The 12779-nt window shown below is 60.0% G+C and carries 9 protein-coding genes; 2 read left to right on the top strand and 7 right to left on the bottom strand.

Annotation, left to right across the window (positions count from 1 at the left end; all coding sequences use genetic code 11):
* Positions 1-185 (top strand): hypothetical protein (locus D8M21_RS11525; protein ID WP_238651315.1); only part of this gene is annotated, 185 nt, incomplete at its 5' end.
* A 60-nt stretch (positions 186-245) separates the two neighbouring features.
* On the opposite strand, the gene D8M21_RS10070 is transcribed toward D8M21_RS11525, so the two are convergent.
* The 5 genes from D8M21_RS10070 to D8M21_RS10050 form a co-directional block, all read right to left on the bottom strand.
* A complete protein-coding gene (locus D8M21_RS10070) occupies positions 246-4538 on the bottom strand; it encodes an FtsK/SpoIIIE domain-containing protein (RefSeq protein WP_048680654.1) in 4293 nt (1430 codons plus the stop codon).
* Between the two features lie 46 nt (positions 4539-4584).
* A complete protein-coding gene (locus tag D8M21_RS10065; RefSeq protein ID WP_126855844.1) occupies positions 4585-5874 on the bottom strand; it encodes an ABC transporter substrate-binding protein in 1290 nt (429 codons plus the stop codon).
* Positions 5871-8894 (bottom strand): hypothetical protein, encoded by a 3024-nt coding sequence (locus tag D8M21_RS10060; protein ID WP_126855843.1) that lies wholly within the window; start codon positions 8892-8894, stop codon positions 5871-5873. Before D8M21_RS10060 ends, D8M21_RS10065 begins: the two co-directional genes overlap by 4 nt.
* 571 nt (positions 8895-9465) lie before the next feature.
* Complete coding sequence (locus D8M21_RS10055; RefSeq protein WP_082156740.1) at positions 9466-10278, bottom strand: rhomboid family intramembrane serine protease; 813 nt, start codon at positions 10276-10278, stop codon at positions 9466-9468.
* 117 nt (positions 10279-10395) lie between these two features.
* Positions 10396-10938, bottom strand: coding sequence for a peptidylprolyl isomerase (locus D8M21_RS10050; RefSeq protein WP_048680884.1), 543 nt, complete (start codon positions 10936-10938; stop codon positions 10396-10398).
* Positions 10939-11153: 215 nt separating this feature from the next.
* Here D8M21_RS10050 and D8M21_RS10045 point away from each other — a divergent pair, with 215 nt between their 5' ends.
* Positions 11154-11984, top strand: coding sequence for a hypothetical protein (locus D8M21_RS10045; RefSeq protein ID WP_048680662.1), 831 nt, complete (start codon positions 11154-11156; stop codon positions 11982-11984).
* A 179-nt stretch (positions 11985-12163) separates the two neighbouring features.
* Here D8M21_RS10045 and D8M21_RS10040 read toward each other — a convergent pair whose 3' ends face one another.
* Together D8M21_RS10040 and D8M21_RS10035 are read right to left on the bottom strand one after the other, a co-directional pair.
* On the bottom strand, positions 12164-12442 hold the full coding sequence (locus tag D8M21_RS10040) for a DUF3349 domain-containing protein (RefSeq protein WP_048680665.1): 279 nt from the start codon (positions 12440-12442) through the stop codon (positions 12164-12166).
* A gap of 35 nt (positions 12443-12477) precedes the next feature.
* Positions 12478-12774, bottom strand: a complete 297-nt coding sequence (locus tag D8M21_RS10035; RefSeq protein ID WP_048680668.1) for a hypothetical protein — start codon at positions 12772-12774, stop codon at positions 12478-12480.
* Positions 12775-12779: the final 5 nt, after the last annotated feature.

The raw sequence follows: 12779 nt of genomic DNA, 5'->3' as shown, positions 1-12779 counted from the left end.
AGGCACGTCGAGGTCTTCCGGACGGGTTGTGTGAGAACTCCCATCATCGGAAGACCTCGACCCTCACCCCGACACCGACGCGCCGCCCCAGGTCGCACCACAGCTACACCCTCATCTGTGAAGAGCCCGAAAACCTGAACATGTTTTTCGCCCAGTTCTTCATGGCGGTTCCGAAACCTACGTGAGGTCGCGGTCGAGCCTGACTGTATTCCATTGAGGTCATCTCTAGTTCTCCTAATGATTGATTATTCGGTCGTCATATCGTCCGGACTCATTGCCTGAACGAGGCTCATGTCGCCACCAGCAAAGGCATAGCCGCGGCCCTTAGTCAGCGCTACCGGAGCGCGGCGGGGAAGGGCCCCTCCGAAGAAGTCGCCGTCGAGATCGACGTTCGGTTGCAGGACGATACCGCTGCGAGACTTCCTCACGGTGCGGGTCCAGTGGCTGTACATGGTCCGCAGATCACTGGACCGACCCGCGGCGATGATGCAAAGCCCCGGATGATCCGTCTCCACGAGGGAGCTGATGGATTTATCGGTGTCGTCGAAGCGTTCGGCGTCATCGATCAGCAGCAGAACCGGGCGCCGTTCAATACGCAAAGATGCGATCAGGGGCGGTACCTCGTCCGGGCCGACCGCCACCTTGTCCAATTCCGCGTCCACGAGTGGAGACCTCCTGGAACACACGCCCCACACGGCGGGAACATGATCGCCACCGCCATCGAGCTTGCGCACGGACTCAGCAATGGCCAACAGGAGCGTGGACTTCCCCGACCGCGCCGGTCCCACGATGAGTCCGTGCTCGCCGTCGTAGAACTCGAGTTCCGACGTCGCCAGATCGTGTTCGCGGACGCCGATCGGAATCTTCCACGGCATCCCCGAGAAACTAGGTTCTCCCGCAACCGAAGAGACCGGCAAGACGTCGGGGAGCTGGCCGATCACGTCTTCCTTGGCCTTCGCGTCCGGCCACTGATCGACGACGCGGTCGATCGCCTCAAAAATTCCGCACTGCGGCGTCGCCACATGCATCTGAGAGAGCACGTTGACGTCCACGCAACGCCCCGAAACCGACGCCGGGATGTTGGTTCCCTTAATCCCGAGCGAGGCGTAGTCGTAGTGATCAGCAAGTTGATAGACCCAACGCTGAAGAGACACCTCTTCCATGGCCGAGGGCGTTCCCTTGGCGCGCGAGGTCGACACCACGAAATAGAGCCCCAGGCTCGGACCTTCGGCGTAGGCGCGATAGAAAAAGCTCAGCAGATCTGCGCCCACAAAGTCGGAAAATTCGTCCTTGAGCGTCGCGAACCCGTCCAGGAACACGACCGCTTTGGGGTACCGCCCCGGATGGGTTCGGCGCCGCTGGATCTCCTCCATGAGATGCCGGAGGAATCGCGCCTGTTTTTCTTTGGCCCCGGTGCCCGTTCCCACGTATGCCACCGTGTGAGGCATCCGTTCGAGAGGTTCGAGATCCCGGGAACCCATATCGAGGACCAACAGCTCGAGCTCCTCGGGTGATGCCGAAGACGCAAGCGTCAGGGCGATCGACATCATGGTCGTGGTGGTACCGCTACCGGGAATACCGATGAGCATCAGGTTGCCTTGGCTCATGTCCCATCCGGCGGGTATCTGTCGCTGCCGGTCCGGTTCGTCGGCCAGAGCCACCGAGACCATCGTCCCCTCCACGGAACCCACCTCCGGAGCGAGACCCTCAACCTCATCGGTCGCAAAGCCACGCAATGGGACGCGGCTGCCGAGGGCCTCGGGCCATACCTTGAGAGGATCGGAGTATCCCAGGTCGTCGGATGCCTCCGTGATCGCGTCGATCAACACCTCCAGGTCGTTCGACTCGCCCATACTCTGTTTCCTCGGGGCCTCAGGCAACGCCGGAACACCAAATTCACTGACGTCGCGGATACCCACGGAAGTCTTCTCCGTCGCTTCGGTCCTCCCGGTCACCAGGGCGGTCTGAACTGGCGTGATGTCGTCCTGCCCCAGCTTCACGTAGGCGCGGCCCAGCTGCGAGCGCGAGATCGCCGCAGCCTCGGGAACACCGATGACGTTCGTGGAGTCTTCCTTCGATTGAACGCGCAGGGCTACCCGCATGTTGGTGTTGGCCAAGATGTCGTCATTGACCACACCGGCGGGGCGCTGCGTCGCGAGGATCATGTGCACGCCGAGGGTACGACCGACCGCTGCGACGCTCACGAGCGAGTCCAACACGTCCGGGAAGTCCTTGGCGAGCATCGCAAATTCGTCCACGACCAAGAGGAGCCGAGGCATCGGTTCTTCCGGATTCGTCGCGAGGTAAGCCGGGAGATTATCGATGCCTTCCCCGGCGGCAGCGAAAACTCGCTGGCGACGTTCCATCTCGGCCTCGAGCGAGCGCAACGCACGATCGGCCAGCTGTTCGTCCAGGTTGCTGATCGTTCCGATGGTGTGCGGGAGACGCTCACACGCGGTGAAGGCGGCGCCTCCCTTGAAGTCAATGAGGATGAAGTTCAGCCGCGTCGGATCGTGGCGTGCGGCCAGACCGGCGACCAATGACCTCAAGAATTCGCTCTTGCCCGAACCGGTCGTTCCGCCGACGAGCCCGTGAGGCCCATCTTTGACCAGGTCAATCGAGTAGGTTCCATCGTCGCCCACGCCGATCTCGGTTGCGAAGCCGCGGGCGTTGGCCCACGTCTGGCGGATATCCGCCGCGGTGGGGTGGGCCAAGTCCATGAGTTCCGGCAGGCGTACAAGCGAGGGCAGCGACGCTCCGGGGATCACGAGCTCCGGGTCGTCGTAGTGGGCGAGATTCATCGCCGCCCGACGCGCGGCCTCGAGGTCGATTCCGGACAGCACCAGCTCGTCGACGGTCTTGCGGTCTCCTGGCTCGGTCATGGTCGCGGATGCGTCGTCGTCAACGTGAACCACGTAATTACACGAGGCTGGGAGCTGCTCTTCGGAGGTCGCGATGACTATGCCGGGGACCCTGTGTTTGCGCTCCTCCGGACGCAATGTCCGGGCCTGCGTCATCGACCGTCCGTATCCCAGCAATGAACGCGCAGGTGCATCACGCCCCTCGGTGAGAACCTCGGAGTCGATCACGACCATGACGGACGGAGTCAGAAATGAGTCGATTCCCTGTCTGATCTGCCGCAACATCGCGGAGCTGGTCTCCTGGTCGTCCGAGATCCATCGTTGCCCGATCGGTGATCCCGCTTGTCGAGTGTGAGGCAACCACGAGGTCCAGGACCAGTCATCGGAGCGACCCTTATCGAAGAACACGCCCAACGTCATGTCGGCCGGCCCGCAATGCACAGCGGCCTGAACTACGAGGTTCCTCGCGAGAGCGAGCGCGCCGTCACGTTGTCCCACGATTCCGATGACGCCGGCATCCGTCAGGTCCGCCATCACGGGAACCTGCGGCAGACGACTCTCGGAAAGAGCATCTTTAACCTCGTCGGGAACCGTCGAAATTCCCGATGTGTTGATCGCGGGGCTCCAGGGGATGTCTCCCGTACCGACGTAAAGGGCCATGAAATCTTCGGCGGCCTCGCGACGTTGCCACATTTCAGTGCTCGGCAGGGCCGGTCGGCGAAGCACCAATGAAGGATCAGGGATGATTTCCCGGCGCCGTTCGGCTTCCTTAACTCCCGCGGCCAGAATCTTTTCGCGGAACTCCTGGAGCGCCTTCTTAAAACGTTCCGCTTCTTCCTCGAGACCTTTCTTGCGACGATGCCGCTGTTCGACCCACATACCGACGGCCATCACGGGGCTCAGGAGGGCAAACAGGGCGAATTTCGCGTTTCCCATCACGAAGACCATAGCCACCGCCAAAATCAGCGGGGCGATCACGGTTGCCCAGCTGAATTTGCTGGCGTTGGGAACGTCCTTGTGAACCGGGGGTTTGACCGGTTCCGGCCCCTTCGGCGCCCCGGGACGCGGGGGCCTGTTGAAGGGTGCGGTCCGTGCCGGAGTGAGGTTGGGCAGGGTTCCGGCAGCGGGCGCGGGAGGCTCATTCATACTCGGTCGGAAGACGACGGCGCAGCCCCCGGCTTGGACGGAGGTCGCTTCGGTGATCTCCCGGCCTTCCTCTGGGACCTTCGATCCGCCCACCAAAGTCCCGTTGGTAGACCCAGAGTCCAGAATTCTGAGCCCTTTGCCCGTGCGTTCGACGCGGAAGTGCTCCCACGAAGCGCTATCCGTGGGCAGGACGACGTCCGCCTGCGGGGATCGACCGATGATCATCTGGCGGTGATTCGGTACCGCAACCACGGCTCCCGTGGTGAGTCCGTCGCTGACCCCCGCGGTCCAGTCTTTGATCCTGGATGGCTTGGCCGTCGGCGTCAGGGAAATTCGTGAACCTTCCAGAAGGTTCAGTTCCGATAGACGCGATGTGGGGGAAATGGGCTCGTGATCCAGGTACGCGGTCTGCGCCTCATCGATTGCAGGGGCGCCAGCCTCGCGGAGTAGTTCAGAGACCGTGGTGGTTTCGCGCCAGTGATCGACCTCCACGCTTCGGTGAAAATCGGCCAATTCGATGAGTAATCGCATGGTGGGGTTACCTTCTCTTCATCCAACGCCGAGGGGTCACGTGGTACTACCGAGTCGTTCCGGAGAACCAGGTGAGGGTCTGGTCGGACGATTCAGCGGGGCGAAGGCCGAGTTGCTGGGTCGAGGAATGCACGGGAAGTACCGGATCGGTCGCGGCATCCTTGCGGGAGAAGTCCAAGGAAGATCCGGCGAGCCCATCGGATGGCCCGAGGGTTAAGGTGCGCAGGTTGTCGGCGACATCCTGCGGAGCGGCGCTACCGCCCCGAGAGATGCCCTTCACGAGAGCCACCACGGCGTCATGACTTCGGGAATCCGCCTGCTGGGCGACCTTGGAAAATTCCTGGTCCTCCGTAAGGTTCTTGGCCTGAGGATCCTGGGACAGCACACGGACGCCGTTGAGGAACGCCGACATCGCCCTTCCGTGGCCATCACTGGCTAATGCGGCGGAGTCGAAAGAATTCGTGCCGATGGTCATCAAGTCACCCGACGGACTGCCGTCCTTCTCCTTCAGACTCTTCTGAAATTCCGGGCTAGTGGCCTCGGGTGTCATCACTATCGGCGCGTTGACCTTGGCCTGCTGCAATGCGGCGACGAAAGCGGCCTCAGTGGAGGCATTGGCACTAATGACCACCGAATCAGCTGAGGATTGCGCCTGGTCCTTCGGATTGGTCTTGTCGGCAACCCTCCGGGCGATCTGTTGGACGTCGTCCCCCGCCTTGTACGAGATCGTGTCCGCGTAGTTGATCCCTCCGGGTGCGTGACCGTCCCCGTCGATCAATACGGGTTTGCTGTGTGAGCCGAGGGCTTTCTGCACACCCTGAGTGGCATCGGAGGCGGACGGTGCCAACGACCAGACGTTATCGCGTGAGCCATCGGTCGAGGAATATGGCTGGATCACCGGGATACCGCTATCACGGGCCGCGTCGAGCCCCGACGCCGTGTGATCACCACTGGTGGCCATCACGATGCCAGAAACCCCTTGCTCGGAGAGCTTGTGAACCGCGTCCTTGGCGCCATCGGAGGTACCGTTATCGTTTTCGGTGACGAGCTCGACCGTGGTGCCGCCCATCTGGAAGCGGTGTTGGGCGACGCGGGCGCCCTGTGCGGCGTCGGCCCATTCCGAACCTTCCGCCGCATTGCTACCGAGGGTCTCGACCACACCGATCTTTGCCTTCTGGGAGACCTTTTCGGCAGACAACGCCACCGGCACGGTCACGGCTACCGCTTGGTCCTGCTCCTGGTCTTGATTGTTCTTGACCAACACGAGCGTCGTGGCGATACCGACAACCAACACCAGGGCGACGGCGGAAATCCAGATCAGCGCTTTCTTGCTCATTTCTCCACCTCACCGATGTGGAAGCTGTAGAGCGACTTGACCGTCACACCGTTGGATTCATCAAGATGGAATCCCTTCATCGTGGAGAGCTTGTCCAACGACGCCTTGAATTGAGCCTGCCGCAACCGAAGCCCGTCGATGTCCTGGCTACGCACGTTGGCGAAGCCTTCGGCGTTCTGTTCTGCGAGCGCCAACTGGTAATCCGCGGACCCAGCCCTCGCCGAGCTCGTGGCCATCGCGCCCAGGAGTCCAGATCCATTGACGCGTCGATCGCCGAGGTCGAGAAGGAGGTCATTCATGTCATTGGCCAACAACATTGAAGATCCCGCAAGGTCGCGAGTCGCGGCCGAGGTGCGCTGATTCAGACCCTGAAGGGAGCCTTGGGTCTTCTGATCCACGGTGGTTTGCAGTGCGTCTCCCTGCCCGGCAAGCTGCTGACGTTGTTCCTTCACGGTTCCGTTCGCCGTGTTGACCACCGAAGTGGCTGTATTGGACAGGCCCGCTACCGAGTTACCGAAGGAGTTCACCACCGCTTGGCTGCCCTCTTGACCCTGCTTCGAGATCACTCGCGCCTGATCGTCCATCATGGAGGAAATCTGTTGGGCCGTTTTGTCGGATGTGTCCTTATAAGCCTTCTTGACGGCCTCGTTGACCTCGGTCTGTTTCGTACCGATATCGTCGAGGTTCCCTTGAAGGGTTCCCGTCTGTTCCTTCAATCCCTTGACGGCTTCATGCAGGTCGCTCAGGTGGTCGTCGACGTCGCCCCTATTGGACAGCAACGGTTCTAACTCGGCCTGACTAGTCTTGAGGTCTTGAGCCCCATCCTTGACGGCATCAACCGACTTCTTCATTGACGCGATCTTGCCGCCAATGAATTCGGCGTTATTGGGGTCCGTCTTGTTGATGATCTGATCCCACTGATCGGATTGGTCCTGAAGCCGCTTGTTCATCGGCGTCATCGACGGATTGGGTTGAGCGTCGACCATCGGCTTAACCTCGACGGCCTTGTCCTGGGCCTGTGGGGTCGGCGTTGCCGGAGCTGCCGGCTTCGGAGTTCCCGGTGCCGATCCGTCCGAGGATTGCTCGGTGCTCGGCTGAGGCGTTGCACTCGTTGGGGCCGGCGATGGGCTCTTCGTCGGGGAAGGTGTTGCCGTCGGTTCCGGAGACTCAGGTGCCGGCGGGGCTCCATCGCAGGTGCCATTGTTCACGTACTTCAGAAGTTGATCGACCTGGTCTTGGTCCAATTTGCCGTTCTGGGCAGTCCCACCGTCCCGGAGCGCGCAGATCCTTTCCGCCAGTGCCTTATTTTGGGCCTGCATCGAACCGTTGTCCTTAGCACCGTCACCGGACGACCCGATCTGCTCTTTGGCCTTAACGGCCATAGTGTGAATTTCGTCCAAGTTCTCCTTGAGACCATCTACGTCGCCGGACAGCCCAGCTACCGAGTCCATCAATCGATCATTGGTCTCTTCGAAGTTGTCTAGAGCTTTGGCGAGATCGGGATTGATCGGTCCCGTCGGTATTTCATCGAGTGCGGTGTCCAGCGATGTGATGTTGGCGTTGACCTTCCCGAGGCTTTCCTGGGCCTTACCAATTCCTTCCGGCTGGAGAGAATCGATGACCTTCGTGCTTTCGTTCATCGTTCCCAGCAGTGAGGCCGTGACCACCGAGGAGGAGTTATAGAGCGAGCAGGTCAGGGAACCCACCTTGCAGGCCTCCGCGTTGGGCTTCTCCGGCCCGACCATAGCCTTCAACGAGGAGGAAAGCTCTTTCTGGCATCCCTCGTTGGCTTTGGCATATCCCTTTAAGAAGCCCGAGAGCTGGGTCAGGGACGAATACACCGTTGAACCGCCCTGGGGTTGCGGAATCTTCGCGTTGCAAGTGTCCCCGCTGAAATCCATCGCGGGCGCCGAACCCGAGGTGTCCCCGAGCATCGAATCCAGAGCCTTGACGGTCTGACTCAGCTGCTCCGTCATGGCGGACTTGTTGTCCTTGGCGGCTTGGTCCAGGTCCCCGCTCAGGGTGTCGACCTGCTCCGATAAGCCCTTCATCGTGTCGGTCAGTCGCTCATTGCTCTTGGACAGATTCTCGAAGGCAGTCTTACCCAGGGTCTCGGAGTTCGCATCCAAGTTGTTCCGGACGTCGCTGATCTGTGTTCCCGCGTCATTGAGCGTCTGCTGCGTCTCGGAGGCAAGTTTCATGGTGCGCTGCAACAGCGCCATCTCGGTGGAATCGTTGTTGTTGAACGCCGAGGTCAGTACGCCATCGGTCGAGAGATTGTTCGAGAATCCGGGTTGAACGCCCACGTCAAAGTTGGGGGCGTGAAAATCCTTGGCATCCAGATTCAGTTGCATGGTTGTGCTCGCGCCCGAGGATGGCGGGGCCAGGATCGACGCCCATTGCACCACGGTTTTGCCGTCCTGGGTCGAGCTCACGATGCCGTTGGTTCCGTCGGTCTTGTTATCCGGGTTGGTGGCGTCGCCGACCACCTGATTGGGTGAAACACCATCCAGTTCGGTCGAGCCGGAGACGCTCATCGGAATCCCCACGAGCGCCTGTTGGCTGTGTTTGGTGCCCCCGGCGTCGTAGCTCACTTCTTCCGGAGCAACGCTCAGGTTCTCGACCGTGAGGTTGATGTGGATTTTCCCGGAGTATCCGTCCAAGTCTTTGAGGTTCGACCCCGACTGATCGTCGCCGGTCGTGTAATTGGTCGTGATGCGCACGGGAAGATCATTGACGACGTCGCGGGTCTCGTATCGTGAATCTTTACTTTCGGACTTCCCGGAGTCGGAGTTGGCGAAAATATTATTGCTCGCCACGGAAGATACCGATGCATCGCTTCCCAATTGAACATTCACGGATTGCAAAACGTTCGTGGGGTCGTCGACGGCGTTCTGCCCGCCAGAGCAAGAAGTGAGCAGAAAGGCGGCGATCATTCCGCCGCTCATCGCCGCAAATACCCGGCGGGGATAGCGGCGCTTCAAGGACGAACGTGGGTGCGCTGACGATGATTCGGTCATGGTGGTTCCTCGACGATGCAGGGTGAGAGCCAAACTAGTCTAAGGCCCCGCAGCAGAAAAACGTGAGTAAAGCAATATATTTCAATAGTCCACATTTGAATAAACTGACACGCAGAATGCATTCCCCTGCAAATAAAAGGGAGCGCCCAAAAATTGCTTTACTTATAAAGTATTCAATTCTTTATTATGAAGTTCAGCTACGCCATGCGTGCCATTCCAGCGACGGTTCCGCGCAGCCCACACGGACCCACATCAAGCTGTCGCCAGCCATAACCACGAGGCGGTCCGCTGTCTCAGAGACCCATCCCGAGGGGAATCACAAGAATCGCCATCCGATCCACATCCCCACTCATCCCCAGTAGTGCACAAAGTTATCCACAGGAGTGGATAAGTAGTTCTCTCCCCGAGCGCCTCCGGCGGCGTCGGCCCCGTGTTTCCACGGAATACCGTCATCCACAGGGTTATTAACAGGTGTGAAGTTACAGGCCTGTAGTTATTAACAGCTGTGGGTAACTCCTGTGGATAACTGCGATCCGACGCGAGAATCGTGTAATCACAAAAATCCGGAACCCTACTGGCTCGGCTTCTTCCCCTGACGCTTTCGGGACCGCCGGTGCGTGGTGAGGTCAAACAGCAACGCGATGACCGCACCCACAACCAGTCCTCCGACGTGTGCTTGCCATGCGATGCCGGGAACCACGAACCCAAAGACCAAGTTGATCCCCACCAGGACCAAGAGTCCTCGGGTATCTCCCCCGCGGAATCGCGTCCACGCGAAGAGCGCTCCGAATAGCCCGAAGACTCCGCCCGAAGCACCCACGACCAATGTGTACGGGCTCGCCAACAGGTACACGGCCGCGGAACCGCCGATGATCGACAGCAGATACACCGCCAAGAACCGCCACTTACCCATCCTGGGTTCCAAGGCCGCACCAAAGATGTACAGCGTGTACATATTCAAGGCGATGTGTAAGAGATTTCCCGGAGAATGGACGAAACCGCTGGTAAGCATCCGCCAAGGCTGTACCTCGGTCAAAATTGGCGCATAGGCCAGGTGATTCAGAACCAGCTGCCGGGGCAAAACCCACTGCGCCACGAATACCAGGACCGTCACCGCGATGAGCGTCCACGTCACGGCGAGCCCTGCCCCACCCGGAAGCAACGGGTTGCGCCCGCTGCGATGTTCCTGAACCTCCCTGACACAATCAACACATTGCACGCCGACTGGGACCTGAACCTGACATTCCGGGCACGCTGGACGCTGGCATCGAGCACACGTCACGTACGAGACCCGATCCGGATGCCGTGGGCACACGGGCCTACCGTTCGGGTCTCCCTCGAGGGACTCGTCCCGCTGGCCGTAGCGGGGTGGTTCGTGATCCATGAGTGGTGTCCTCTTCTTTTGACGCAGAGTATTCAGGTTAAAAATGAGGCCCCACCGCTGTGCGGAAGGGCCTCATACATGCGGAACCAACGGGGTGCCGCGGAAATATTGGGAGTCTTAGAGATTCTCGATGTCGATGCTCTTCATGACGACGTCCTCCACCGGACGATCCATCATGCCGGTCGCAACGCCTTCAATCTCATCGACGACCTTCTTGGAATCTTCGTCCGCAACCTCACCAAAGATGGTGTGCTTGCCCTGAAGCCACGTGGTGGGAACGGTGGTGATGAAGAACTGGGAACCGTTGGTTCCGCGGCCGTTCTGGATTCCGGCGTTGGCCATGGCCAACATGTACGGCTCGTTGAAGTTCAGGTCCGGGCTGATCTCGTCATCGAACTGGTAACCCGGTCCGCCAATGCCCTGACCCAGCGGATCGCCGCCCTGGATCATGAAGTCGCGGATGATGCGGTGGAAGATCACGCCGTCGTACAGAGGGGTGTTCTTCTTTTCGCCCGTCTTGGGGTCGGTCCACTCCTGGGAACCGTCGGCCAGACCGATGAAGTTCTTGACGGTCTTCGGCGCATGGTTGCCAAACAGATTAACCACAATGTCACCGTGGTTGGTGTGAATGGTCGCTTTTGCAGTGGGAATCGCAGTCATGCCAGCCATTTTTCCATGCACTCCCTGAGCTCCCAATAGTGTTCCGCCTTCAGTGAAAACACGGGGGCAACTCGCCGATGAGGTGGGGACACCGTACTCCTCATTATCTATCCTGGGAGAGGACTAAAACTGACTCGGTAAAAACTGCCCGTCCCAAGTGACGGGTGGCGTTGGCAGAGATGCTGTCTGCGCACCGGTCCACGAGGAGGTAACTCATGGGATGCCAGAAGAAGGCTGAAAAGAAGGCCAAGCAGGCCGCAAAGCAGGCCCGTAAGTCGGCAAACGCTCGTTACTCCGAGGGTGTCGACAAGGTCAACGACCTGACGACGAAGCTGCAGAAGCGCGCCGACCAGGCTAACGACTGGGCACAGAAGGAGGTCGCTCCCCGTCTTCAGGAGCAGATCGACCGTGCCACCCCGGCCGTTGAGAACGCAGTGTCCAACGCTCGCGCAAAGGCTGGCGAAGCGGCAGGCGTTTTGGCCGATAAGTTGAACTCCGCCGAGGTCAACCCGCAGGTTGAGGCCTTGGCTGCCAAGGTCACCGGCAACAAGAAGAACTTCAAGAAGGCTCAGAAGGCCGCTGCCAAGCGCGCCCAGGAATTCGCGAAGCAGCAGAAGAAGGCCAACAAGAAGTCCCACAAGGGCCTTCTCGTCTTCGGTCTGTTGGCTGCGGCAACCGCCGCGGGTGTCGCCGCTTGGCGCGCATCCCGTCCGGTGGAGGATCCCTGGAAGACTCCGGCGGATGCCAACCAGAAGCCGGACCCGGCCAAGAACGATCAGCCCGGCGTTGCCGCACAGGCCAATTCCGCTGATCAGAAGGTCACCAAGCCCTCTTCGGCACCGGCTCCGGCCAACCAAGAGGTCAAGTCGCTGAATGACCCGAAGAACACCAGCCACCCGGCTCCGGGTGCCCCGATGGATAAGCCGGCCAAGCCGGTCGCGGGCACTCCCGACGCCAAGGATGCCGAGGCCAAGGGTCAGGCCGAGAAGCCTGCTCGCCCCGGCAAGCACGAGGCTCCGAAGACCGATCAGGACGGCAAGAACTAAGGTTCTTCCCCACTGACCAACGACGCCGCCGCGCTGAATTCAGCGCGGCGGCGTCGTTTTTTATTTCTTAAGGTCGCGATCAGTACGCCTTAGGTTCAGTCTCCGAATTCCAAGACCGTGCATGGTGCGACGTCGTCCAGGGAAGAGGCCCTTACCGAATCACATCTGCCCAATCAGGCTTAGAGATCCCATCCACCGTGACGTAGGCGTTCTTCCACACGCACGACGTCCTCGGGCAACGGCATTTCATCGGTGACCTTAGTGATCTCAACGCCAATGTCCACGGTTTCTGCGGGAATGACGCCTTCGGCCTTCAGTTGCCGACAAATGTCCACCACTTCATCATCGCCGAGACGACGACGTAAAACGGCAACCAGCGGAATGTAATCCTGTGAAGGCATTCCATTCGGATATCCGGCCCTAAGCCATCTGAGCACGGAGGCAGCGATATTGCGCATCTACGCCTCCTTTCTGAGAGCTCTGGAGAGAAACCCTACTTTTTGGCGAGGCCCAGGAAGTTAAATCCGGTCAAATGAAAGAGGAAATCTTTCGCGATCCACAGAATCCCCGCAAGGATCGCAGCGATAATCAGCGCGAAAATGATGAATCCAAGAATTCGCATCGGCGCCGCGGCCGGGCGAATCTGAACCACAGAACCGTCCTCCTGGACCTGGGTCCGACCCGCGGTCAGACGCATTCCGAAGGCGAAGAGTGCGGGGAGCCCGGCACCCAAGATGATGCCCGCAATGGTCACGGGGATCAGATTCGACAGCAAGTGGAGAAAATTCATGAGGT

The sequence above is a fragment of the Kocuria sp. HSID16901 genome, from assembly GCF_003989425.1.
Classification (GTDB): domain Bacteria; phylum Actinomycetota; class Actinomycetes; order Actinomycetales; family Micrococcaceae; genus Rothia; species Rothia massiliensis.
This window is presented reverse-complemented; position numbering and strand designations above follow the sequence as displayed.

Coding starts and splice junctions, on each gene's coding strand:
- D8M21_RS10070 (WP_048680654.1), bottom strand. CDS start 4,538: ATGCGATTACTCATCGAATTGGCCGATTTTCACCGAAGCGTGGAGGTC.
- D8M21_RS10065 (WP_126855844.1), bottom strand. CDS start 5,874: ATGAGCAAGAAAGCGCTGATCTGGATTTCCGCCGTCGCCCTGGTGTTG.
- D8M21_RS10060 (WP_126855843.1), bottom strand. CDS start 8,894: ATGACCGAATCATCGTCAGCGCACCCACGTTCGTCCTTGAAGCGCCGC.
- D8M21_RS10055 (WP_082156740.1), bottom strand. CDS start 10,278: ATGGATCACGAACCACCCCGCTACGGCCAGCGGGACGAGTCCCTCGAG.
- D8M21_RS10050 (WP_048680884.1), bottom strand. CDS start 10,938: ATGACTGCGATTCCCACTGCAAAAGCGACCATTCACACCAACCACGGT.
- D8M21_RS10045 (WP_048680662.1), top strand. CDS start 11,154: ATGGGATGCCAGAAGAAGGCTGAAAAGAAGGCCAAGCAGGCCGCAAAG.
- D8M21_RS10040 (WP_048680665.1), bottom strand. CDS start 12,442: ATGCGCAATATCGCTGCCTCCGTGCTCAGATGGCTTAGGGCCGGATAT.
- D8M21_RS10035 (WP_048680668.1), bottom strand. CDS start 12,774: ATGAATTTTCTCCACTTGCTGTCGAATCTGATCCCCGTGACCATTGCG.